The organism is Streptomyces sp. NPDC085937, from assembly GCF_044540535.1.
Classification (GTDB): Bacteria; Actinomycetota; Actinomycetes; order Streptomycetales; family Streptomycetaceae; genus Streptomyces.
The window spans coordinates 121948-143010 of sequence record NZ_JBITSH010000006.1; the positions used below are offsets into that span (position 1 = coordinate 121948).

The 21063-nt window shown below is 74.5% G+C and carries 20 protein-coding genes; 14 read left to right on the forward strand and 6 right to left on the reverse strand.

The features are described 5' to 3' along the window. The first annotated feature begins 15 nt into the window (after positions 1-15). The 5 genes from ACIF8S_RS15135 to dhaM all read left to right on the forward strand — a co-directional run bounded on the left by ACIF8S_RS15135 (position 16) and on the right by dhaM (position 4909). Complete coding sequence (locus ACIF8S_RS15135) at positions 16-705, forward strand: response regulator (RefSeq protein WP_399999584.1); 690 nt, start codon at positions 16-18, stop codon at positions 703-705. Further along, positions 702-2540 (forward strand): sensor histidine kinase, encoded by a 1839-nt coding sequence (locus ACIF8S_RS15140; RefSeq protein ID WP_399999585.1) that lies wholly within the window; start codon positions 702-704, stop codon positions 2538-2540. Before ACIF8S_RS15135 ends, ACIF8S_RS15140 begins: the two co-directional genes overlap by 4 nt. Before the next feature lie 307 nt (positions 2541-2847). Next, positions 2848-3840: a dihydroxyacetone kinase subunit DhaK gene (dhaK, locus tag ACIF8S_RS15145; protein WP_145825832.1), complete on the forward strand. Its 993-nt coding sequence runs from the start codon at positions 2848-2850 to the stop codon at positions 3838-3840. 48 nt (positions 3841-3888) lie between these two features. Beyond that, a complete protein-coding gene (gene dhaL / locus ACIF8S_RS15150) occupies positions 3889-4506 on the forward strand; it encodes a dihydroxyacetone kinase subunit DhaL (RefSeq protein ID WP_399999586.1) in 618 nt (205 codons plus the stop codon). Then, positions 4499-4909: a dihydroxyacetone kinase phosphoryl donor subunit DhaM gene (gene dhaM, locus ACIF8S_RS15155; RefSeq protein ID WP_399999587.1), complete on the forward strand. Its 411-nt coding sequence runs from the start codon at positions 4499-4501 to the stop codon at positions 4907-4909. Before dhaL ends, dhaM begins: the two co-directional genes overlap by 8 nt. On the opposite strand, the gene ACIF8S_RS15160 is transcribed toward dhaM, so the two are convergent. Beyond that, a complete protein-coding gene (locus tag ACIF8S_RS15160) occupies positions 4894-5637 on the reverse strand; it encodes a glycoside hydrolase family 75 protein (RefSeq protein ID WP_399999813.1) in 744 nt (247 codons plus the stop codon). The two genes, dhaM and ACIF8S_RS15160, sit on opposite strands and share 16 nt — an antisense overlap. A 769-nt stretch (positions 5638-6406) precedes the next feature. Between ACIF8S_RS15160 and ACIF8S_RS15165 the strand changes: the two genes are divergently transcribed. Both ACIF8S_RS15165 and ACIF8S_RS15170 read left to right on the forward strand, forming a co-directional pair. Beyond that, a complete protein-coding gene (locus ACIF8S_RS15165; RefSeq protein ID WP_399999588.1) occupies positions 6407-7408 on the forward strand; it encodes a fibronectin type III domain-containing protein in 1002 nt (333 codons plus the stop codon). Positions 7409-7582: 174 nt separating this feature from the next. After that, positions 7583-8116 carry a hypothetical protein gene (locus tag ACIF8S_RS15170; RefSeq protein WP_399999589.1) on the forward strand — a complete coding sequence of 178 codons (534 nt, stop codon included), beginning with the start codon at positions 7583-7585 and terminating at the stop codon, positions 8114-8116. Between the two features lie 146 nt (positions 8117-8262). Here ACIF8S_RS15170 and ACIF8S_RS15175 read toward each other — a convergent pair whose 3' ends face one another. After that, the gene (locus ACIF8S_RS15175; RefSeq protein WP_399999590.1) at positions 8263-9132 is read right to left on the reverse strand and encodes a helix-turn-helix transcriptional regulator; all 870 of its coding nucleotides are present in this window, start codon (positions 9130-9132) and stop codon (positions 8263-8265) included. Between the two features lie 131 nt (positions 9133-9263). Here ACIF8S_RS15175 and ACIF8S_RS15180 point away from each other — a divergent pair, with 131 nt between their 5' ends. Continuing rightward, positions 9264-10169 (forward strand): oxidoreductase, encoded by a 906-nt coding sequence (locus ACIF8S_RS15180; protein WP_399999591.1) that lies wholly within the window; start codon positions 9264-9266, stop codon positions 10167-10169. Between the two features lie 97 nt (positions 10170-10266). On the opposite strand, the gene ACIF8S_RS15185 is transcribed toward ACIF8S_RS15180, so the two are convergent. The 3 genes from ACIF8S_RS15185 to ACIF8S_RS15195 all read right to left on the reverse strand — a co-directional run bounded on the left by ACIF8S_RS15185 (position 10267) and on the right by ACIF8S_RS15195 (position 13351). After that, positions 10267-10824, reverse strand: coding sequence for a PadR family transcriptional regulator (locus ACIF8S_RS15185; protein ID WP_399999592.1), 558 nt, complete (start codon positions 10822-10824; stop codon positions 10267-10269). A 31-nt stretch (positions 10825-10855) separates the two neighbouring features. Then, on the reverse strand, positions 10856-12871 hold the full coding sequence (locus tag ACIF8S_RS15190; RefSeq protein WP_399999593.1) for an FAD-dependent oxidoreductase: 2016 nt from the start codon (positions 12869-12871) through the stop codon (positions 10856-10858). A gap of 108 nt (positions 12872-12979) precedes the next feature. Continuing rightward, entirely contained in the window at positions 12980-13351 is a 372-nt protein-coding gene (locus ACIF8S_RS15195) for a hypothetical protein (RefSeq protein ID WP_399999814.1), read from the reverse strand. Positions 13352-13620: 269 nt separating this feature from the next. Between ACIF8S_RS15195 and ACIF8S_RS15200 the strand changes: the two genes are divergently transcribed. Continuing rightward, positions 13621-15693, forward strand: coding sequence for a SpoIIE family protein phosphatase (locus ACIF8S_RS15200; RefSeq protein ID WP_399999594.1), 2073 nt, complete (start codon positions 13621-13623; stop codon positions 15691-15693). A 255-nt stretch (positions 15694-15948) separates the two neighbouring features. Here the strand turns inward: ACIF8S_RS15200 and ACIF8S_RS15205 are convergent, their stop codons facing one another. Beyond that, the gene (locus ACIF8S_RS15205; RefSeq protein ID WP_399999595.1) at positions 15949-16704 is read right to left on the reverse strand and encodes a putative protein N(5)-glutamine methyltransferase; all 756 of its coding nucleotides are present in this window, start codon (positions 16702-16704) and stop codon (positions 15949-15951) included. Between the two features lie 380 nt (positions 16705-17084). Between ACIF8S_RS15205 and ACIF8S_RS15210 the strand changes: the two genes are divergently transcribed. The 5 genes from ACIF8S_RS15210 to ACIF8S_RS15230 all read left to right on the forward strand — a co-directional run bounded on the left by ACIF8S_RS15210 (position 17085) and on the right by ACIF8S_RS15230 (position 21031). Continuing rightward, the gene (locus tag ACIF8S_RS15210; protein WP_399999815.1) at positions 17085-17519 is read left to right on the forward strand and encodes a MarR family winged helix-turn-helix transcriptional regulator; all 435 of its coding nucleotides are present in this window, start codon (positions 17085-17087) and stop codon (positions 17517-17519) included. A gap of 137 nt (positions 17520-17656) precedes the next feature. Further along, positions 17657-18262 carry a sulfite oxidase-like oxidoreductase gene (locus ACIF8S_RS15215; protein ID WP_349799293.1) on the forward strand — a complete coding sequence of 202 codons (606 nt, stop codon included), beginning with the start codon at positions 17657-17659 and terminating at the stop codon, positions 18260-18262. A 28-nt stretch (positions 18263-18290) separates the two neighbouring features. Then, positions 18291-19046: a ferredoxin reductase gene (locus tag ACIF8S_RS15220; RefSeq protein ID WP_399999596.1), complete on the forward strand. Its 756-nt coding sequence runs from the start codon at positions 18291-18293 to the stop codon at positions 19044-19046. Positions 19047-19253: 207 nt separating this feature from the next. Beyond that, positions 19254-19835: a hypothetical protein gene (locus ACIF8S_RS15225; protein ID WP_399999597.1), complete on the forward strand. Its 582-nt coding sequence runs from the start codon at positions 19254-19256 to the stop codon at positions 19833-19835. A gap of 224 nt (positions 19836-20059) precedes the next feature. After that, a complete protein-coding gene (locus ACIF8S_RS15230; RefSeq protein ID WP_399999598.1) occupies positions 20060-21031 on the forward strand; it encodes an acetylxylan esterase in 972 nt (323 codons plus the stop codon). Positions 21032-21063 lie beyond the last annotated feature (32 nt).

Below are 21063 nucleotides of genomic sequence, written 5' to 3' on the forward strand. Positions count from 1 at the left end.
CCTAGGATGCCCGGCATGCGTGCCCATGTGCTGGTGGCCGAGGACGACGCGATGCAGGCCGAGCTCATACGCCGCTCCCTGCTGTCGGAGGGCCACACCGTGACCGTGGTCCACGACGGCGCGGCCGCGCTGGACGCGGCCCGGCGGCTGCGGCCCGACCTCGTCGTCCTGGATCTGATGCTGCCCGTGCTGGACGGGTTCGACGTGTGCCGGACCCTCCGCGGCGACGGTGGCACACCGGTGCTGATGCTCACCGCCCGTACCGCGGAGGACGACGTGCTGCGCGGTCTCGACCTGGGCGCGGACGACTACATGACGAAGCCGTACAGTCCGCGCGAGCTGCTCGCCCGGATCCGGACGGTGCTGCGGCGCAGCGGGCACGGCGCGCCGGGTGAACGCGTCGTGCGCGCCGGCGGGATCTCCGTGGACCCGGCCCGGCACGAGGTCCGCCGCGACGGGGAGCCGGTGGACTGCACCCCGGCCGAGTTCGCGATCCTGCTGGCGATGGCGGCCGAGCCGGACCGGGTGTTCTCCCGGCGGCAGCTTCTCGCGTGCACCCGGGGTATCGACCGGGCGTCCACGGAGCGCGCCGTCGACGTGCACATCATGAACCTGCGGCGGAAGATCGAGGACGACCCGCGCAGCCCCCGGCGGCTTCTCACCGTGTTCGGCGTCGGCTACAAGCTGAGCGCGGCGCGCGGATGAGCGGCGTGCCGGTGCGCAAGCGCCTCCTGGTGCGGCTTCTGGTCGCCTCGGTGCTCATCGCCGTCTGCTCCGTGGCGGCCACGGCCTGGCTCGTCGTCGAGACCACCACGCGCGCGCTGCGGGAGGAACAGGGTCAGGAGCTGGCCGTCGACACGGACATCCTGAGCCGGCTCAGCGGGTACGCCGCCACCCATCCCGACTGGACGGGCGTCGGCCCCGTGGTGCGGGCGCTGGCCCAGGAGACCGGCCGCCGGATAGCGCTCGCCACCCCGGACCGGGCCGTCGTCGCCGACTCCGCGCGGCCGGGCACGCCCCGGCCGCCGACCCCCGCGGCGACCGTCGACCCGCTGCGCACCGACACCCACAGCGAGCCGGGGGCGCAGCGCACCGGGATCGACCCGCGGGTGGTCGGCCCGTACCGGCTGTCGGCCGCGGACCGCGCCCGCCTGGACCGGTTCGCCGAGGCCCGAAGGGCGTGCCTGGCCCGTCACGGCACGCGGACGGCCGTCGTCCGTACGCCGAGCGGGCGGCCCGTGCTGACCGACGAGTCCGGCACCGTCGACGGCGGACAGGTGCCGCTGGAGTGCGCGGACGGCAAGCTGAACACCCCGACCGCGAGCGAGCGCGTGGCCCAGGACGACCTCCTCGCCCGGACGGACGCCTGCCTGAGGCGTCACGGGACGGCCCCGGGCGCCCACCACCTCATGGGCCTCGACCTCACCTCGGGTGCCAAGGGGCTGATCCGGGACGGCGTGAAACCGCCCGCCGACCCGGCGGACGGCCGCACGTACCGGCGGTGCGCGGACGCCGCGCTGCGCGCCCAGCTCGATCCGTACGTCGCCCCTCCGGCCGCGCTGTTCCTGGGCGGCGGAGGCAGCGACGAGGTCCGCTTCGACATGTCACCGGCCAACAAGGCCAAGGTCGTCGGGGTGGCGGCGCTGGTGCTCGCGGTGACCGTCGCCGTGACCGCGGCTGCCGCCGCCCATTTCGTCCGGCCGCTGCGCGCCCTGACGGAGGCGGTACGGCAGCCGCTGGACCGGCATGTGCGGGTCCCCGTCACCACCCGCGACGAGACCGGCCTGCTGGCCGAGGCGTTCAACGACCTCACCGCGCGCCGGGAGCGTCTGGAGGCCCAGCGCAAGGCGATGGTGAGCGACATCGCCCACGAGCTGCGCAGCCCGCTCACCAACATCCGGGGCTGGCTGGAGGTCACCCGGGACGGCGTGGTCGAGCCGGACCGCGAGCTGCTGGGCGCGCTGCACGACGAGGCCCTGGTGCTGCAGCGCGTCATCGACGACCTGCGGGACCTCGCGGACGCGGACGCCGGGGAGCTGCGGCTGCACCGCGAGCCGGTCGGCACCGCGGAACTGCTGGACCAGGTGGCGGCGGCGCACCGCGTGGCCGCCGAGGCGGCGGAGGTGGGCCTGAGCACCGCCGTCGCGCCCGGGACTCCCTGGCTGGACGCCGACCCGGTCCGGATGCGGCAGGCCCTGGGCAACGTCGTCTCCAACGCGCTCCGTCACACCCCGTCCGGCGGCACCGTCACGCTGGCTGCGCGGCCCGACGGCGACGCCGTAGTCGTCGAGGTCGCCGACACGGGCTGCGGCATCGCCGCCGAGGACCTCCCCCACGTCTTCCGGCGCTTCTGGCGCGCGGAGAAGTCCCGCAGCCGGCGCACCGGCGGCAGCGGGCTGGGCCTGCCCATCGTCCGTCACCTCGTCGCGGCCCACGGCGGCACGGTCGGCGTGACCAGCGAGCCCGGCACCGGCAGCGTCTTCACCCTGCGCCTGCCGGCCACGGTGCCGCCGCCCGTGCAGGAGGACGGTCCGGGCTAGCGCCGGCGGTCCGGTCATGGCGCGTGGACGACCGCCGAAACACGCTCCCGGATCCGCCCCGTTCGATGAAAGCGGGCGACGCCCCCTTGGAACCCACCAAGGCAGGGCAGATGCTGAGCTGTGGCCGCGTCCCCGACCGAGATCGTCCGGCTCCCCGGGCGTCTCCTCACGTGCCCTCCGGGGTCGCAAGGCCGATACTGCCCCTGTGGGGCACCCACCTGTCCGCAGTCACCCCGCCGCACCTGACCTGCCGCTCCGACCCGTACAGAGGCTCGAAGATCCACCCGTTCCGTCCCAGGAGGCACCCATGAAGATGCTGATCAACGTTCCGGAGACCGTGGTGGCGGACGCGCTGCGCGGTATGGCGGCGGCCCATCCCGAGCTGACGGTGGACGTGGAGAACCGTGTGGTGGTCCGCAAGGACGCGCCGGTGGCGGGGAAGGTCGGCCTGGTGTCCGGCGGAGGTTCCGGGCACGAGCCGCTGCACGGCGGGTTCGTCGGACCCGGCATGCTGTCGGCGGCCTGTCCCGGCGAGGTGTTCACCTCCCCGGTGCCCGACCAGATGGTGCGGGCCGCGGCGGCCGTGGACAGCGGGGCCGGGGTGCTGTTCATCGTGAAGAACTACACCGGCGACGTGCTGAACTTCGACATGGCGGCGGAACTGGCCGAGGACGAGGGCGTCCAGGTCGCCAAAGTGCTGGTCAACGATGACGTGGCGGTCACCGACAGCTTGTTCACGGCGGGCCGCCGGGGCACCGGGGCGACGCTGTTCGTGGAGAAGATCGCGGGCGCGGCGGCCGAGGAGGGGCAGCCGCTGGAGCGGGTGGAGGCGCTCGCGAAGCAGGTGAACGAGAACTCCCGCAGCTTCGGCGTGGCGCTGAGCGCGGTCACCACGCCGGCCAAGGGCTCACCGACCTTCGACCTGCCGGCCGGCGAGCTGGAGCTGGGCATCGGCATCCACGGCGAACCGGGCCGGGAGCGGCGTCCGATGATGACGTCCGGTGAGATCGCCGAGTTCGCCGTCGGCGCGATCCTGGACGACCTCACCCCGCGCAACCCGGTCCTGGTGCTGGTCAACGGCATGGGTGCCACGCCGCTGCTGGAGCTGTACGGCTTCAACGCCGAGGTGCAGCGGGTGCTCGGCGAGCGCGGGGTGCCGGTCGCCCGGGTCCTCGTCGGCAACTACGTCACGTCCCTCGACATGGCGGGCGCGTCCGTCACCCTGTGCCAGGTGGACGAGGAGCTGCTGCGCCTGTGGGACGCGCCGGTGAGTACACCCGGGCTGCGCTGGGGAATGTGATCCACTCCGGGGTGAGGGCTCCGGGTCACCTACACGCAAGGAGGTCCCGTGCTGGACGCCGACTTCTTCCGACGTTGGATGACGGCCACCGCCGCGTCCGTGGACCGCGAGGCGGAGCGGCTCACCGCGCTCGACTCGCCGATCGGGGACGCCGATCACGGCAGCAATCTCCAGCGCGGGTTCCGGGCGGTGCGCGACGCGCTGGACAAGGAACCGCCCGCCACCCCCGGCGCGGTGCTGACACAGGCGGGGCGTCTCCTCGTGTCGACGGTGGGCGGCGCGTCCGGTCCGCTGTACGGGACGCTGCTGCGCCGTACCGGGAAGACGCTCGGCGAGGCCGCCGAGGTGGACCGGCGGCAGCTGGCCGAGGCGCTGCGGGCCGGGGTGGACGCCGTGATGAAGCTGGGCGGCGCCGCACCGGGTGACAAGACGATGATCGACGCGCTGGTGCCCGCGGTGGACGCGCTCGGTGACTCGTTCGCCGCGGCGCGGGACGCCGCGCGGGAGGGCGCCGTGGCGACGACACCGCTGTTGGCCCGCAAGGGCAGGGCGAGTTATCTGGGCGAGCGCAGCATCGGGCACCAGGACCCCGGTGCCACGTCGGCGGCGCTGCTGATCGCCGCGCTGCTCGACGCCGGGCCGGACGGGGAGGCCCGCGGTGAGTGACGAGCAGCGGGTCGGCATCGTCCTGGTGTCGCACAGCGCGACCGTCGCCTCCTCGGTGGCGGAGCTGGCGCAGGGCCTCGCCGGCGCCGGGGCGACGGTTCCGGTCGCTCCGGCGGGCGGGACCGAGAGCGGTGACCTCGGCACGAGCGCGGACCTGATCGCCGCGGCCGCCGCGTCCGTCGACCGGGGTGCGGGCGTCGCGGTTCTGACCGACCTGGGCAGTGCCGTGCTCACCGTGAAGGCGCTGCTGGCCGAGGGCGACGAACTCCCCGAGAACACGCGGCTGGTGGACGCGCCGTTCGTGGAGGGCGCGGTGGCCGCGGTGGTCACCGCCTCCACGGGCGCGGACCTCGACGCGGTGGCCGCGGCGGCCTCGGAGGCGTACGACTACCGGAAGGTGTGAGGCGCCCGCCCGGCGGGTCGGTCGGCGGCGTCGACGAACTCCCGGGCGAGCCGCTCCCCTTGGGAGACCGCGGCCGCGCGGTCCTCGATCGGGGTGACCCGGCTGTCCTTGAAGACGATGTACGTCACCCCGGAGGGGGTGCCGCCGGAGCGCGGGTCGGGGTCGATGCCGAGGGACTTGGCCGCGGCGTGGGACGCCTCGCCGATGATGTCGGTGGGGCCGGTGTCGCCGACGACCGCGTAGCTGACCTTGTCGCGGTAGACCACGGCGGCCACCGAGCCGCCGCGTACGCCGTCGTCGCGGTAGTCCCACAGGTCGCTGGGTGCGGGGACCACGACGTAGGGCAGCTTCTCCGAGCTCAGCGCGCGGCCGTCGGACTGGGCGAACGCGGTGGAGGAGGAGAAGCTCGGGTCGGTGCGGGCGTTGCAGCGGCGGCCCGGGCGGCCGTCGCAGTCGATGTCCATGTCTGCCTTCCAGAACACCGCCTCGCGGGTGCCGCACACCGGCACGGTCGCCGGGGTCCCCCGGTCCGTGCGGTAGCGGCCCCGGGAGACGGGGCTGCAGCCACGCACCTTCGCCAGCAGATCGGCGGCGGTGACGGGGCCGGGAGGCGCGGGCTCGGGGGTGGCGGGGCTCGGGGCGGCCGGAGCGGAGGGGTTCTGGGTGCCGGCACCCGGCGTAGCCGGCGCCGGGGTCACGGGGCCCGGTGTGCCGGGGTCCTGCACCACGCCGTCCGGGGTCGCGGATGCCGGCGGGGCGGGTGCGGGAGTCACGGGCTCGGGCGTGCCTCCCTCCGGCGTCAGGGGGCCCGGCGTCACGGAGGCCGGGGTCACGGGGCCAGGAGTCACAGGGCCCGGGTCCGCGGCCCCCTGGGCCAGCCCCACGCGGCTCGCGTCCCGGCCGGCCGGCTCGGGGCGGCCCCGGTGCGGTACGGCGACGGGCGGCCGGCCGGTCGGCAGGGCCGGATCCGCCGCGGGGCCCGGGGCGACGCGTCGCGCTTCGGCGCGGGAGGGACGGATCTGTGCCGGCTCGGCGGCGGAGGACGCCGAGGGAGCCAGCAGCGCAACGCCCGCCACGGCGACGGTGAGCGTCTGGACACGGGACACGGTCAGGAGAGCCTCTCGTCGGGGACAAGGACGCACACCCAGGGCACTTTGCCCCATTTCATCCCGTTGCGAGGAGGGTGACTGCCCCGAAAGGGGCCGGACGGAGCACGCATGCACCGTCGGACACGAGGGGCGCCGGACGCCCGGGCTCGATGCGGCCCGGGCCGTCCAGCCACCCGTACCGGCGCGGGATCAGCGACGACAGCGGTCCGCGCCCGGGGCCTCAACACCCCTGTCTACGGGGGTGGTTCGGCCCGTCATGCTTTCAGCATACGAAACACCCGGACGCCGTCGGCCCGCACCACCCTCTTGAAGTGAGCGCGTCAGGTGCCCCATATTGGTACGGACCATTGACCGGTCCGGTCGCGACCGCACCCCGGGAGGCAGAGTCGTGCGTGGCGTTCCCCCAACCGCGTCATCGCGCCGCCTGCTCGCGCTCTGCGCGGTGGTCCTGCTGACCGCCTCCTGCCGCTGGGGCGCACCGGACGACACGGGCGGCGAGCGGCCACCGGCGGCACCGACGGGTGTCACCGCGCAGGCCGGCAGCGCCACCGGCGTCCACGTCATGTGGAACCGGGTCGCCCGGGCCGCGAGCGCGGTGACCCGGTACGAGGTGTATCGGGGCACCACCAAGGTCGCGGAGGTCCCCGGTTCCGCACACATGGTGGACGTCACCCGTCTCCGGCCCGCCACCTCGTACGTCTTCACGGTGCGCGCCCGGGACGCGGACGGCCGGCTCGGCCCGCCCAGCCGCGAGGTCCGGGCCACCACCCCGGCGGCGACCCGGGCCGACCGCACACCGCCCGCCCCTCCGACGGGACTGACGGGCCGTGCGGCCGGCAGCCGGGCGGCCCAGCTGTCCTGGACCGCCGCGACCGACGACCGCGCTGTGGTGTCGTACGACATCTACCAGGGCGGCACGAAGATTCACAGTGTGGGCGGGAACCAGATGGCCGCCGTGGTGACGGGGTTGCGGCCGGGCGTGCGGTACGCCTTCACCGTCCGCGCCCGGGACGCGGCGGACAACCTCTCGCCACCCGGTGCTCCCGTCCGCCTCACCACCGCCGACGGCTCGGGCGACGCGACCGCCACCGCGCCCACCGGCTTCCGCGCCGCCGTCCGCGGCTCCGGCGGGGCCCACTACATCGTCCTCACGTGGGTGCCGCCACGCGTCGACGGGACGGTCACCGAGTACGAGGTGCGGCTGGACGGACGGGCCGTCACCTCGCTGGTGTACGGCGGTGAGGCGCCGCGCGACCGGGCGACGTACCGCTTCTACGCGGGCGACCGGGCGGGCGTCACCCACCGGGTACGGATCAGGGCGATGCTGCCGGACGGCACCTGGGGCGCGTTCTCGGCCGAACGGACCGTCACGACCGGCACCGCCGCCTGACCCGGCGGAACGTCCGCGCTGCGCCGCCCGGAGGACGCCGTCACCTGCCCGGATGCGGCCGGAGTGCGCGCCGGTCGGGCTGCCCGTTGGCTGGCGTCGTGGCGGCACGGGCGCTCCCCGACCTCGGCGGCGCAAGGGATGTACCGCCGGCCGTGCCGCCGGAAGGCAGTCCACATGAGCATCTCGACGTCTCTGCTCCGCCTCGGACCGACCGTGGCAGCCGCCGCCGCGCTCGCCCTGCTGCCGGCCGGGCCGGCCGCCGCGGACGGGATCTCCGTGAGCACCACGGGGAACACGGTCTCGGTCACCACCGACGCGTGCAGCCAGATCAACGGCCACTGGGGCACCGCCTCGCTGCTCAGCAGCGGTCAGGCGAACTTCTCGCAGGGCCGCCAGGTGGCGCTGTCCGGGACGTCCGCGGGACAGTCCGCGGCCTGGTCCAACGTCAGCGCGGGCACGTACACGGTGATCGTCGTGTGTTCCAACGGCAGCACGGCGGGCACCCAGTCCGTGGTCGTGTCCCCCGCGCCCAGCCCGTCGGCCTCCCCCACGGCCTCACCGTCCCGCGGTGTGATGGGCGGCGTCGGCGGCGGCTCCAGGGACTACGGCACGGTCACCGCGGTGGCGGGCGGCGCGCTGGTCGGCACCGGCATCGTCGGCACCGTCCTGTATCTGCGCCGGCGCGCCGGCCGCCCGCGCCACCTGTAGACCCGGCGCCGGCCGCCACCACGTCCGACGCGCTCCGGTCGGGCGGCCGGCGTCGATCCCCCCCACTCCGCTCGCCGTCGGGGTCGCGGAGCCACGCGCCGTCGCCCGGGGAATCGTCCTGCGCCCAGGGCCTCGTCCGAGGGACCCTAGAGCCGGTCGGAGCGGGCGGCGCGGGTCGCATGCAGCGATCCCAGCAGGTGCAGCCGGTCGGCGTCGGCCGAGTCCGGCTCCGCGGTGAACACCAGCAGGAACGGGCCGGGCCTGCCGGGCAGCGGATAGGTGCTCCACTCCAGGGTGAGGTCACCGACCGCGGGGCTGCGGAAGGTCTTGGTGCCGCTCACCGAGGCCCGGACGTCGTGCCGGGCCCAGAGCCGTCGGAACTCGGCGCTGCGGATGCTCAGTTCCCCCACGATCGCGGTGGCGCGCGGATGCGTCGGATCGGCCGCGACCGCCGCGCGCATCATCCCGATGTAGTCCAGCGCCTGCGACTCCCAGTCGGGGCAGGTGCGCCCGCCGGTCAACTCGTCGTCGAACAACAGCAGAAGCATGTTCAGCCGGTCGGGCGGCAGATCGCCCGGAGCGCCGAGCAGCGCCTCGGCCTCCGCGTTCCAGGCGAGCAGGTCGAGGTGCCTGCCGAGCACGACCGCCGGGGTGTGCATCACCCGCAGCAGCCGCCGCGTGCTGTCCGGCACCACCTCCGGCCCGCGGTCCACCGGGGCGCGCGAGGGCCGGCGCGCGGCGTGCGCGAGCGTGAACAGGTGGCGGCGCTCCTCGTCGTCGAGACCGAGCGCGGTCGCGAGCGCGTCCAGCACGTCGTCGGAGGGCCGGACGTCCCTGCCTTGCTCCATCCGCTGGTAGTAGTCGGTGCTCAGACCGGCCAGCAGGGCGAGTTCCTCGCGCCGCAGCCCGGTGACCTTGCGGCGCCCTCCCGGCTCAAGGCCGACGTCGCAGGGGTGCAGCCTGCCGCGCCGGGCACGCAGGAAGTCGCCGAGCTCACGGGCGTACGGGTGGGTCATGCCGTCAGTGTCCCCCGTCGCCGGCCGCCCAGGGTAGGTCCCGTGGACCCAGGAAGACGGGAACGACCGAGGCCGCCCCGGCGGCACTTACCGTCGTCGCTCCAGGCACCGCCACACCCCAGGAGCAGCAGATGAGCGGATGGACCGCCGACCGCATTCCCGACCAGCACGGCAAGGTCGCCGTGGTCACCGGCGCGAACTCAGGACTCGGCCTGGTCACCGCGACCGAGCTGGCCCGGCGCGGGGCGCACGTCGTGCTGGCCGTGCGCAACCTCGCCGCGGGAGCGGCAGCGGCACGCCGTATCGGAGGTGACACCGAGGTCCGCGAACTGGACCTCGCGTCGCTGGCGTCGGTGCGCGCGTTCGCCGAGAAGCTCACCGCCGGTCACCCCTCGGTCGACGTGCTGGTCAACAACGCCGGCCTGGTGCGTCTGGGGCCCCGCCGGACCACCGCCGACGGGTTCGAGGCGCACCTCGGCACGAACATGCTGGGGCCCTTCGCCCTGACCGGCCTGCTGCTCGACGCGCTGGCCGCGGGCCACGGCGGCCGGGTGGTGAGCCTCAGCTCGATCACCCACAAGAACGCGCACCTGGACTTCGACGACCTGATGTCCGAGCGCGGCTACCGGGCCGCCCCCGCCTACGGCCGCTCCAAGCTCGCCACCACCCTCTTCGGCCTCGAACTGGACCGCCGTCTGCGGGCAGCGGGCCTCCCCGTGGTCAGCGCGCTGGCCCACCCGGGACTCACCCGGACCAACCTCACCCCACGCGCCTGGGAGCACCGCGGCCGGCTGGGCCGGGTGATCGCCGTGGCGGGCCTGCTGGCCACCCAGTCCGTGGAACAGGGGGCGCTGCCGCAGCTGCGCGCCGCGGCCGACCCGGAGGTGCGGGGCGGACAGTTCTTCGGCCCCGCCCGTCTGTGGGAGACCCGAGGCCCGGTCACCGAGGCCCGGCTCGGCAAGGAGGCCGCCGACCCGGCCGTCGCCCGCCGCCTGTGGACGGCCGCGCAGGACCTGACCGGCGTCCGCTACCTCTGAACGCCGGCCGCCACGTCCCCGCGTCCCCAGGGGCGCGGGCACCCGCGCGCCCAGCCCCTGCGCACCCGCACCCTCACTTGCACCCGCACGCAGGCGCCTATTGCTGCCCCTCCGGCATGTCGGAGAGCTCGGCGAACTCCGCCAGCGCGTGGTCGAGCCACTGCGTCCAGAAGGTCTCCAGGTCGATGCCGGCCCGCAGCACCAAGTGGCGCAGCCGGTCCTCCGGCTCGTCGCGGCCCGGCGGGAAATCCCGCCGCTCGATCTCCCGGTAGGTCTCCAACTGCCCGGCGTGCAGCTCCCGGTGGCGGCGCAGGTCCGCCTCCAGGCCCGCCGTCCCGACCACGGCCGCGGCCCTCAGCCGCAGCAGCAGGGCGTCGCGCTGCGGCTTGGGGTCCTGGGACACGGCGGTCCAGCGGGCCAGTTCCTCCCGGCCCGCCGGCAGCACCTCGTACGCCTTCTTCTGGCCGCGCGCGGGCTGTTCGGTGGGCAGGGCCCTGATCAGGCCGTCACCCTCCAGCTTCCCCAGCTCGCGGTAGATCTGCTGGTGCGTCGCGGACCAGAAGTAGCCGATCGACCGGTCGAAGCGGCGGGTCAGCTCCAGCCCCGACGACGGCTTCTCGAGCAGGGCGGTGAGGATCGCGTGCGGGAGTGACATGCGCTCATCCTAGGGACGGCTGTGATCGGTCCTAGAGCGCCGCCGCCAGCTCGGTGCCCTGCTTGATGGCGCGCTTGGCGTCCAGTTCGGCGGCCACGTCGGCGCCGCCGATGAGGTGGACGGGGCTGCCCGCCGCGACCAGCTCCTCGTAGAGGCCCCGGCGCGGCTCCTGGCCGGTGCACAGCACGATGGTGTCGACCTCGAGGACGGTGCTCTCCTCGCCGACGGTGACGTGCAGTCCGGCGTCGTCGATCCGGTCGTAACGCACCCCGGGGACCATGGTGACGCCGCGGTGGCGCAGTTCGGTGCGGTGGATCCAGCCGGTGGTCTTGCCGAGCCCCGCGCCGACCTTCGACGTCTTGCGCTGAAGCAGGTGGACGGTGCGCGGCGGGGCGGGCCGCTCGGGGGCGGCGAGGCCGCCGGGCGCGCGGTAGTCGAGGTCGACGCCCCACTGGCGGAAGTACGTCTCGGGGTCCTCGTGCGCCTTGTCGCCGCCGTCGGTGAGGAACTCGGCGACGTCGAAGCCTATGCCGCCCGCGCCGAGGATCGCGACGCGGTCGCCGACGGGCGCTCCGTCGCGCAGTACGTCGAGGTAGCCGAGGACGCTCGGGTGGTCGACGCCGGGGATGTCGGGGACGCGGGGGCTGACGCCGGTGGCGACGACGACCTCGTCGTACCCGGTGACGTCGTCGGCGGTGACGCGCGTGTCGAGGCGCACGTCGACGGCCAGCTCGCCGAGCCGGGTGCGGAAGTAGCGCAGGGTCTCGTCGAACTCCTGCTTGCCGGGGACCTTACGGGCGACGTTGAGCTGACCGCCGATCTCGCTCGCGGCGTCGAACAGCGTGACGTGGTGGCCGCGTTCGGCGGCGCTGACCGCGCAGGCGAGGCCGGCCGGTCCGGCGCCGACGACGGCGACGCGCTTGCGGCGGCGGGTCGGGGAGAGCACCAGCTCGGTCTCGTGGCAGGCGCGCGGGTTGACCAGGCAGGAGGTGATCTGGCCGCTGAAGGTGTGGTCGAGGCAGGCCTGGTTGCAGCCGATGCAGGTGTTGATCGCGTCGGCGCGGCCGTCGGCGGCCTTGGCGACGAAGTCGGGGTCGGCGAGCATCGGGCGGGCCATCGAGACCATGTCGGCGGTGCCCTCGGCGAGCAACCGCTCGGCGAGTTCGGGGGTGTTGATGCGGTTGGTGGTGACCAGGGGGACGTTCACCTCGCCCATGAGCCGCTTGGTGACCCAGGTGTAGGCGCCGCGCGGGACGGAGGTGGCGATGGTGGGGATGCGGGCCTCGTGCCAGCCGATGCCGGTGTTGATGATCGTGGCGCCGGCCGACTCGACGGCCTTGGCGAGGGTGATCACCTCGTCCAGGGTGGAGCCGTCGGGCACCAGGTCCAGCATGGAGAGCCGGTAGACGAGGATGAAGTCGTCGCCGACCGCCTCGCGGACCCGGCGGACGATCTCGACCGGGAAGCGCATGCGGTTCTCGTAGGAGCCGCCCCAGCGGTCGGTGCGCCGGTTGGTGTGCCGGGCGATGAACTCGTTGATGAGGTAGCCCTCGGAGCCCATGATCTCGACGCCGTCGTAGCCGGCCTGGCGGGCGAGGCGGGCGGCGCGGACGTAGTCGTCGATGGTCCGCTCGATGTCGGCGTCGGTCAGCTCGCGCGGCGGGAAGGGGCTGATGGGCGCCTGGAGGGGGCTGGGGGCGACCAGGTCCCGGTGGTAGGCGTAGCGGCCGAAGTGCAGGATCTGCAGGGCGATGCGGCCGCCCTCGCGGTGGACGGCCGCGGTGACCACCCGGTGCTGCTCGGCCTCCTCGTCGGTGGTGAGCTTGGCGCCGCCCTCGTAGGGGCGGCCCTCGTCGTTGGGGGCGATGCCGCCGGTGACGATGAGGCCCACGCCCCCGCGGGCGCGCGCGGCGTAGAACTCGGCCATGCGGGAGAAGCCGCCCTCGGCCTCCTCGAGACCGACGTGCATGGAACCCATGAGGACGCGGTTGGGCAGGGTGGTGAAGCCCAGGTCCAGGGGGGTCAGCAGGTGGGGGTAACGGCTCATCGGGCCCTCCGTGCGCGGTGTGGTGCCTGTAGTTGTAGGGCACGCGCACCGGCTTATGCAACTAGTTGCATAAACGAGGTGACGGAGGGCACAGCGTTCCGGCCGGCGTCATCCGCTTTCGAGCCGGACGTGCAGTTCGCGTTCCTGGTCGCCCGAGACCTTGCTCAGCTCGCTGACCCGGAACAGGTCGTCCAGGGTGGTGCGGAACCGGTCGATCGCCCAGTAGCCGCCGTGCACGTCGGCGTCGACCGAGGACGAGAGCCGCGCGGGGCGGGCCTCTCCCTCGCGGGCCTCGGCGACGTCGAACGTGCCGAGCCAGACCGTGGGCCGGGTCTCGTGCAGTTCCTCGGGCACGTCGTCGGAGCACCGGTCCGACGAGAAGCACGCGCACAGTGTGTCGAAGACGATCCGGGCGTCGTCCTTGCTGCATCCGCTGATCTCGACCGAGACGGACTCCGGGTGCGTGGGCTCGTTGACCATCGTGATCGCTCCTCTCGTGGTCACGTCGCCGCCCCCCCACCCCTCCCTCAGCAAAGCACCGGACGCCGGGAAGCACTACCCGCGCGCCCCTCCCGCGGTGGCGCGGTCACGGACACCGGCCAGGATGGTGGGAGGACACCGCCCAGGATGGTGGGAGAAGCGGGAACGGGACGACGCGAGCGGCGGAAAATCGCCCTCGCGCGCGGTACAACAGGGGGGTGGCGGCGCGGCGACGGCGCGCCGCGGACTCGGCGAAGGCGGGGCGTGGGATGAGTGCAGCGGCGTCACTCCCGGCCGGCGGGGACGGGCCGGTGCGTCCCAGCGGGCTGCTCGACGTACTGCGCGTGGCCTCGGTCGTCCTCGACTCCGAGGGGCGGATCGTGCTGTGGAGCCCTCAGGCGGAGGAGCTCTTCGGGTACACGGCGCAGGAGGCGCTGGGCAGGTACGCCGCCCGGATCATGGTGCACGAGGAGCACCTCGACCTCGTACGGAAGCTGTTCGCGGAGGTCATGCGCACCGGGCGGAGCTGGGCCGGGGCCTTCCCGATCCGGCGCAAGGACGGCGGGACCCGGCTGGTGGAGTTCCGCAACATGCGCCTGCTGGACGACCGGGGGGACGTGTACGCCCTCGGCCTCGCGGTCGACCAGACGACGGTGCGCCGGTTGGAACAGGACGTCGCGCTGTCCACCCGGATCGTCGCCCAGTCCCCCATCGGGCTGGCCGTCCTCGACGCCGGCCTGCGGTACGTGTCGGTGAACCCGGCGCTGGAGCAGATCAACGGCCTGCCCGCCGACGAGCACCGGGGCCGCACCATGCGCGAGGTGCTGCCGCTGATGGACGCCGCCACCATCGAGCAGGCCGCCGAGGAGGTGCTGCGGACCGGACGGCCGCTGGTCGACCGGTCGGTCACCGGCCGCACCCCGGCCGACCCGGACGCGGACCACGCCTGGGCGGTGTCGCTGTACCGCCTGGAGAACGCGCTCGGCACCGTGCTGGGCGTCGCCGTGTCGGTGGTCGACATCACCGAGCAGTACCGGGCCAACGCCGAGGCGGAGACGGCGCGCCGCCGGCTCGCCCTGATCGCCGACGCGTCCGCCCGGATCGGCACCACGCTGGACCTGGACCGCACGGCCGGCGAGCTCGCCGACGTGGCCGTGCCGGAACTGGCCGACGCGGCCGCGGTGGACCTCCTGGACGCGGTCGTACGGGGCCGGCGCAGCGTCATCGGCCCGGCCGAGCCGGCGCTGATGCGGGCGCTGGCGGTGCGCTGGGTGGACGCGTCCGACGTGCTGCCGGCGGCCGATCCGCCGGGGCGGGTGACCCGGTACGCGCCGGACCGGCTGATCACCGAGTGCGTCCGCACGGGCCTGCCGGTGATGGTGCCGCAGGTGAAGGACGAGGACCTGCTCCGCATCGCCCGCTCCCCCGAGGCGGCCGAGGTGCTGGCCCGGGCGGGTGTCCACTCGTACCTGGCCGTGCCGCTGATCGCCCGCGGGGAGGTGCTGGGCGCGCTGGACCTCATCCGCACGCGGACGCCCCATCCGTTCCACGAGGACGATCTGCTGCTCGCGCGGGAGCTGGCCTCGCGCGCGGCCGTACAGATCGACAACGCCCGCTGGTACCAGAACGCCCGGGACACCGCGCTCACGCTCCAGCGCAGCCTGCTGCCCAGCCATCCCTCCGTGACGGGCGGCCTGGAGGTCGCCTCCCGCTACCAGCCGGCGGGTGCCACCAGCGAGGTGGGCGGCGACTGGTTCGACGTGATCCCGCTGGACGGCGACCGCACGGCCCTGGTGGTGGGCGACGTCATGGGCAGCGGCATCCCCGCCGCGGCCACCATGGGGCGGCTGCGCACGGCGACCCACACGCTGGCCTCCCTGGGGCTCGACCCGGCCGTGCTCCTGGAACACCTGAACCGGATCACCGTCGAGCTGGACGAGGCGATCGCCACCTGTGTCTACGCCGTCCACGACCCGGCCGAGCGGTGCTGCGTCATCGCCAACGCGGGGCACCTTCCCCCGGCCCGGATCCGCGCCGGGCACGCCCCCGAGCTGCTCGACCTGCCCACGGGGGTGCCGCTCGGCGTGGGCGGGGTCGCCTTCTCCACGACCACGGTCGACCTGGAGCCGGGCGACCGGCTGGTGTTCTACACCGACGGCCTGGTCGAGACGCGCCGCGATCCGCTGGACGAACGCCTGGACCGGCTGCTCTCCCTGCTGGACCAGCGGCCCGGCCACTCCCTGGACGACGTCTGCGAAATGCTTCTGCGCACCCTCCACGAACCGGACAACTTCGACGACGTCGCCCTCCTGATCGCCCGGGTGACGGCGCCGGGGACGTAGGCGTCCAGGCACGTCCCGGGCGCGGCGGTCCGGCACGGGCGACGCACATTCCGGGGCGCGCGGGGCGTCGCAGCCGGCTGCGACGGAACGCCACGGTGCAGGGTGTGACCGGCGGATGCCGGTCATCACGTGGGCGTGGCGCCTCAGGCGCTGCGGCCTGCCGCAGCGGGCCCCCACCGTTCATGCCGGTCACCACATGCGCGCGGCGTCCCCGGGCGTCGCAGCCGGCTTGTCGGGCCCCCGCCGTGCACGGCGTCACCGGCGGATACCGGTCACCACATGCGCGTGGCGTTCCGCGCAGGTGGTGAGGCGGGTGTGCAGCCCGGCCCGGGCGAAGGCGGCGACGGCGGACGGGGCCTGGTGGCTGCTGGTCTCGACCAGGAGGCAGCCGCCGGGGGCCAGCCACGCCGGGGCCTGAGCGGCGACCCGGCGCAGCACGTCGAGACCATCGGCGCCGCCGTCGAGGGCGACGCGCGGCTCGTGGTCGCGGGCCTCCGCCGGCAGCAGGGCGATCTCGTCGCTCGGCACGTACGGCACGTTCGCGGCGAGGATGCCGACGCGGCCCCGCAGCCGCTCGGGGAGCGCGTCGAACAGGTCACCCTGGTGGACCCGCCCGCCGAGACTCGCGACGTTGCGGCGTGCGCAACGCACGGCGACGGGGTCGATGTCGGCGGCGTGCAGCTCGGCGCCGTCGAGCGTGGCCGCCAGCGCGGCGCCGACGGCGCCGGACCCGCAGCACAGGTCGACGAGGACGGACGCGTCCGGTGCCCACGCGAGCGCCTGCTCGACGAGGAACTCGGTACGCCGGCGCGGCACGAAGACGCCTGGCTCCACGGAGATCCGGAGCCCGCCGAACTCGGCCCAGCCGACGACGAGTTCGAGGGGCAGTCCGGCGGCGCGGCGGGCGACCATCGCGTCGACGGAGGACGGGTCGCCCTCGGCGGCGGCGAGGATCAGCTCGGCCTCGTCCTCGGCGAACACGCAGCCCGCCGCGCGCAGTGTGGCGGCCACCGCGTCACGGGGCGAGGAGAGGGAGGAAGGGGAGGAACGGTGCGGCAAGAGCCTGGCCTTTCGGGAGCCGACAGGCGCTCTCCCGGTCACCCGTTACGGGCGGACCGTGTCGTTCCGAGGTGAGAGCACCCGACCTGACAAGCGGTAATGGGTCTCACCTCCTCGACTCCGGCCGGGTCGGTCCGCGGCCGGACGGCCACCCTACCCGACGATCACCACGGCGGTACGGTGCCTTCAGGACCGTTTCGGGCAGGGCGGAGGGGAGGTGCGGGGTGGACGCGGACGAGGCGGGGAAGTCAGCGGACGAAGCGGGGAGATCAGCGGACGAGGCGGAGAAGTCCGGGGACGCGCGGGACGCCGTGGAGACCATCCAGCGGGAGATGACGGTGTTCGCCCGCCGGGCCCGCGCCTCGGCCGGGCGCATGCACCCCGAGCTGTCGCTCGTGTCGTACACGCTGCTGGGGCATCTGGAGACGAGCGGCGGATGCCGGGCCACCGATCTCGCCGCCCACTACGCGCTGGACAAGTCGACGGTGAGCCGTCAGGTGACCGCCCTGGAGCGGTCCGGTCTGGTGGAGCGGCGCCCGGACCCCGCCGACCACCGCGTGCAGGTGGTGCGGCTGACGGCGGCCGGCCGCAGCATCCTGGCCGATGTCACCGAGCGCCGGCGCGCGGCCTTCGGGGAGCGGCTGGCGGACTGGCCGGAGGAGGACCTGCGCCGGTTCGCCGGGTACCTCGTGCGCTACAACGCCCGGTCCGGTCTGGGGACGACCGGGCCGGTCACGCCTCCGGGCCGCGCGGCGCGGGAGGACTGACCCGGGCACCGGACGACGAGCGCCCGGCCCGTGCGCCCACGCGGAGCGCACCGCCCCGTGCCGTGCGGGGCACGGACACCGCGTACCGTTGGTCAGCGGAAACACTGAGCACCAGTCGCAACGGAAACGCCGATCACGTGAACATCACCCGAGGCTTCACCGGCCGTCCTCGCGTGCACAACCCCGGGCTGCCGCCCGGCCAGTACGACGCGGGGGACGAGTGGCCCGTCCTGTCCGCAGAGGTCACCCCCGACCTGGCCCCCGAGGACTGGACCTTCCGGATCGACGGCCTGGTCGCCGAGCCCCGCACCTGGGACTGGGAGCAGGCCCACGCGCTGCCCGCGTCGGCGTACGAGGGTGACATCCACTGTGTGACGAGCTGGTCGAAGTTCGGGGTGCGGTTCGGCGGTGTCTCGCTGGACGCGTTCCTGGAGCGGGTGCGGCCCCTGCCGTCGGCCACGCACGTGGTGGCGTACGCGCACACCGGGTACACCACGAACCTCCCCCTCGCCGACGTGACCGGCGGGCGCGCCTGGATCGCCTGGGAGTACGGCGGCGAGCCGCTGCCCGCCGAGCACGGCGGACCGGCGCGGCTGATCGTGCCGCACCTGTACTTCTGGAAGAGCGCCAAGTGGATCGCCGGGCTGCGGCTGCTGGACCACGACGAGCCGGGCTTCTGGGAGGGCAACGGCTATCACGCGCGGGGCAACCCGTGGGAGGAGCAGCGGTACTCCGGTGACTGAGCAACTGACACAGCGGATCACTCGGGCATTGACCGGGCCTCAGGCGCCGGTGACGCGGTTCGCGGTGCCCGGGCGCATCGGGGTGAGCGAGCGGACCGCGTCGGTGTGGCGGACGGCCACCCTCACGGAGATCCGCCGCGAGACGCCCCGCGCGTCGACGTTCCGGTTCGCGGTACCGGGCTGGCCGGGGCATGTGCCCGGGCAGCACCTGATGGTGCGGCTGACCGCCGGGGACGGATACACGGCGCAGCGCCACTACTCGATCGCCTCGGCGCCGGACGACTCCGGGCACATCGAACTGACCTTGGACCACGTGCCGGACGGCGAGGTGTCGGGCTGGTTCCACACGGTGGCCCGCCCGGGCGACCGGATCGAGATGCGCGGTCCGCTCAGCGGCTTCTTCGCCTGGCCGGGCGACCGGCCCGCGCTGCTGCTGGGGGCGGGATCGGGCGTGGTCCCCCTGATGTCGATGGTGCGGCACCACCGCGCGCGCGGCCTGACCGTCCCACTGCGTCTGCTGGTGTCGGCGCGCGGCCCCGAGGACCTGATCTACGGACGCGAGTACGGCGCGGAGACCACCGCGGTGTTCACCCGGAGCGCTCCGTCGGGTGTGCCCGTGGGACGTATGGCCGCCGCACATGTGGCGGCGCTCCTGGCCGAACAGCCCGCCGGTGGGTGGGAAGCCTATGTGTGCGGTTCCAACTCCTTCGCCGAGCACGCCTCCAGGCTGCTGGTGGCCGCCGGGCAGCCCGTGGAGCACATCCGCATCGAGCGCTTCGGCTGACCCGGACCGGCCCCAGATCCCAGGTCCCAGCCGGCCGTCCGTCCCTGCCCGCCCGGGCCGGGCAGCCGTCGTTTCGCGCGCCCGCCGCCGGGGCACCCGCCCCGGACTGTTCCGCGCGTGCCGTGAGCCGTGTCCCGGAGCCGCTGGGTCCGCCGCCCCGCTCGGCCTTCGTCCCCTCGGCCGCCGGGGACGGCAGGGGAGGTCGAGATGCTGACGCGAGTGCTGAGCGCCCGGCGGCGCGGCGCGCTCTGCCGCCGCTCGGACGTCGTCGAGGCGTGGACGGCACTTTCCGTCGCGGTGTTGCTGTGCCTGGCGGCCCCGCTGGCGGGGGTGCTCACCACTCGCTGGGCGTACGGGGACGCACGGGCGGCCGCCGACGAGCAGCGCGCCGAGCGCCACCGGGTGCGCGCCGAGGTCGTGGAACGTCCGTCGAGGGCGGGCCCCGCGTCCGGCTCGGGCGGACGGAACGCCGTCCGGGCGGCCGTGCGCTGGGCTGCGCCGGACGAGGGGACACGTACGACGGTGGCCCGCGTCCCGGCGCACGTACGCCCCGGCGACACGGTGCACGTCTGGCTGGACTCCCGGGGCCGCGAGGTCCTGCCGCCGGTCGACGACGCGTCGGTGTGGCAGTACGGCGTCGGCATGGGCACGCTGGCCGGTGGCGGCACGGCGGCGGTGCTGCTGCTCGCGCACCGGGCGGTGCGGCGGGTGGCACTGCGCCGCAGGCTCGAGGAATGGGACCGCGCCTGGGCCCGCACCGGGCCGCGGTGGACCCACCGCGGCGTCTGACCACCTCGGCGTCTGACCACCTCGGCGTCCGACCACCTCGGCGTCCGACCCACCGCGGCATCCGACCCGCCGAACGGGGCCGCCCCGGATCGCGGGACGGCCCCGACAGCAATCGCTTTCCACGCCTCTAACCTGGCCTTTTCGCAAGGGACCCTGGCGACGCGCCGGATGATCCACGTAACGTGTCCTCGCTTCGCACGGTCCCTTCCCGAAGGCGGTCACTGATGGCCCTGTTCGACCTCTCCCTCGACAAACTGCGCGCGTACCGCAGCACGTCCACGGCGCCCGAGGACTTCGACGCGTTCTGGTCCGCGACGCTGGAGGAGGCACGCCGGCACGACCTGGACGCCCGTTTCGAGCCGGTCGACACGGGACTGTCCACCGTGGAGGTCCTCGACGTGACGTTCGCCGGGTTCGGCGGTCACCCGGTCAAGGGCTGGCTGGTCCTGCCCGCCGGGGCCGGCGCGCCGCTGCCGCTGGTGGTCGAGTTCGTCGGGTACGGCGGCGGCCGGGGCCTGCCGCACGAGCACCTGCTGTGGGCGTCGACGGGCCGCGCGCACTTCGTGATGGACACCCGCGGACAGGGCAGCGCCTGGGGCGGGGGCGGCGGCACCGCGGACCCGGTCGGCGGCGGCGGACCGGCGTTCGCCGGTTTCATGACGCGCGGCATCGAGGCGCCCGAGAACTACTACTACCGGCGGGTGTTCACCGACGCGGTGCGCGCGGTGGAGGCGGCTCGGTCGCACCCGCTGACGGACGCGAGCCGCACCGTGGCGGTCGGCGGGAGCCAGGGCGGGGGCATCACCCTCGCGGTGGGCGGCCTGGTTCCGGACCTGGCGGCCGTCGCGCCGGACGTGCCGTTCCTGTGCGACTTCCCGCGCGCCACGACGCTCACGGACCGCAACCCGTACCGGGAGATCGGCTCGTTCCTCAAGACCCACCGGGGCCGTTCGGCGGACGTCCTGCGCACCCTGTCCTACTTCGACGGCGTGCACTTCGCCGCCCGCGGCAACGCCCCCGCCCTGTTCTCGGCGGCCCTGGAGGACCAGACGTGCCCGCCGTCCACGGTCTTCGGCGCCTTCAACGCGTGGGCGCACGAGGACAAGACCATCGAGGTGTACGAGTTCAACGACCACGAGGGCGGCGGCCCCTACCAGGAGGCGGTGAAGGTGCGCTGGATGCGCGCGTACGCCTGACGCACCCCGGGGCACCGCACGGTTCCGGCCGA

Bases quoted from the DNA above. Each gene is read 5' to 3' on its own strand.
- ACIF8S_RS15135 (WP_399999584.1), top strand. From the start codon at position 16: ATGCGTGCCCATGTGCTGGTGGCCGAGGACGACGCGATGCAGGCCGAG.
- ACIF8S_RS15190 (WP_399999593.1), bottom strand. From the start codon at position 12,871: ATGAGCCGTTACCCCCACCTGCTGACCCCCCTGGACCTGGGCTTCACC.
- ACIF8S_RS15140 (WP_399999585.1), top strand. From the start codon at position 702: ATGAGCGGCGTGCCGGTGCGCAAGCGCCTCCTGGTGCGGCTTCTGGTC.
- ACIF8S_RS15180 (WP_399999591.1), top strand. From the start codon at position 9,264: ATGAGCGGATGGACCGCCGACCGCATTCCCGACCAGCACGGCAAGGTC.
- dhaK (WP_145825832.1), top strand. From the start codon at position 2,848: ATGAAGATGCTGATCAACGTTCCGGAGACCGTGGTGGCGGACGCGCTG.
- ACIF8S_RS15185 (WP_399999592.1), bottom strand. From the start codon at position 10,824: ATGTCACTCCCGCACGCGATCCTCACCGCCCTGCTCGAGAAGCCGTCG.
- ACIF8S_RS15210 (WP_399999815.1), top strand. From the start codon at position 17,085: ATGACGGTGTTCGCCCGCCGGGCCCGCGCCTCGGCCGGGCGCATGCAC.
- ACIF8S_RS15225 (WP_399999597.1), top strand. From the start codon at position 19,254: ATGCTGACGCGAGTGCTGAGCGCCCGGCGGCGCGGCGCGCTCTGCCGC.
- ACIF8S_RS15195 (WP_399999814.1), bottom strand. From the start codon at position 13,351: ATGGTCAACGAGCCCACGCACCCGGAGTCCGTCTCGGTCGAGATCAGC.
- ACIF8S_RS15200 (WP_399999594.1), top strand. From the start codon at position 13,621: ATGAGTGCAGCGGCGTCACTCCCGGCCGGCGGGGACGGGCCGGTGCGT.
- ACIF8S_RS15170 (WP_399999589.1), top strand. From the start codon at position 7,583: ATGAGCATCTCGACGTCTCTGCTCCGCCTCGGACCGACCGTGGCAGCC.
- ACIF8S_RS15230 (WP_399999598.1), top strand. From the start codon at position 20,060: ATGGCCCTGTTCGACCTCTCCCTCGACAAACTGCGCGCGTACCGCAGC.
- ACIF8S_RS15175 (WP_399999590.1), bottom strand. From the start codon at position 9,132: ATGACCCACCCGTACGCCCGTGAGCTCGGCGACTTCCTGCGTGCCCGG.